Annotated in this window: 2 protein-coding genes; both read left to right on the forward strand. The window is 74.7% G+C overall.

The window, feature by feature from the left end:
• Positions 1-696: sugar transferase (locus tag AO398_RS27125; RefSeq protein ID WP_348272379.1), on the forward strand; the 696-nt coding region annotated here is incomplete at its 5' end.
• Positions 697-817: 121 nt separating this feature from the next.
• Entirely contained in the window at positions 818-1,048 is a 231-nt protein-coding gene (locus tag AO398_RS27130) for a hypothetical protein (protein ID WP_058195402.1), read from the forward strand.
• The last annotated feature ends 158 nt before the right edge of the window (positions 1,049-1,206 follow it).

Genomic DNA, 1,206 nt, shown 5'->3' on the forward strand with positions numbered 1-1,206 from the left:
GTGGCCGATCAGATTGCCGGTCAGGTGAGCGGGGTGGCGGAGGCGATGCTGCCGGAGACGCCGTTTGTCGCGCGGGGGCTGCGGCTCGACTGGGCGGCCAAGCGCGGTCTCGACATCGGGGTGGCTTCCACCGCGCTGTTCCTGCTTCTGCCGCTGATGCTGGTGATCGCCGCGCTGGTGTGGGCCGGGGACCGCAAGGCGCCGATCTTCCGGCACACGCGGCTGGGCCGGGACGGGCGCAGCTTCGGCTGCCTGAAGTTCCGCTCGATGGTGGCCGACGGCGAGGGGGTGCTCGCCGCCCATCTGGCCGCCAGCCCGCGGGCCCGGGCGGAGTGGGCCGCCACGCACAAGCTCAGCGACGATCCGCGCATCACCGCCATCGGCCAGGTCCTGCGCAAGACCTCGCTGGACGAGCTGCCGCAGCTCTGGAACGTGCTGCGCGGGGAGATGAGCCTGGTCGGGCCGCGCCCGATCGTCCAGGCCGAGGTCGCCCGCTACGGCCGGGCGTTCTCCACCTGCTTTGCGGTGCCGCCGGGGGTGACCGGGCTGTGGCAGGTCTCGGGGCGCTCGGACACGACCTACGCCGAGCGCGTGGCGCTGGACCTGGACTATGCCAGCCGCTGGAGCCTGCGCCGGGACATCGCGATCATGCTGCGCACCGTCCCGGCGGTGCTGGCCCAGCGCGGCAGCAAGTAGCCCGGGCGGGCCGAGCGCGCGGCCGGAGCCCGTCGCGGACACGCGCCGGGCCGCACGGGCTCGGTCGGGCGCCGGGGTGGCGCCGGGGTTGTGCGGGGACGGGGTCGCCGACGGGATCGTCATGAAGGGTCTGCTGCTGAACGCGCTGCTCGGGGTCGGGCTGGGGCGGTTCGGCTCGGTCTGGGGTCTGCCGGTGTTCCTGCCGGTGGTGGCGGCCGAGCTCGCCTACGGGTTCCACGTGCACCACCTCGGCGTCGGGGGCGGGCTGCGGCGCGGGGTGGCGCTGCTGGTCTGCGGCCAGCTCGGCTTCCTGCTCGGCGCGCTGCTGCGGCCGCTGCCGGGGGAGCGGTGAGGCGCGGCCCCGGCCGAGCCGTCTGGTGAACGAATTGCTCACGAACGAGGCCGCGTCCGGGTTTGCGGCGCAGGGGGTTCAGTCTTGGACGAGAACGATCCGCACTGGGACGCCGACCCGCTCTGGTACGACCGGGCGGAGCCGGAGGCGCCGCCGGG

The organism is Methylobacterium sp. GXS13, from assembly GCF_001455965.1.
Lineage (GTDB): Bacteria > Pseudomonadota > Alphaproteobacteria > Rhizobiales > Beijerinckiaceae > Methylobacterium.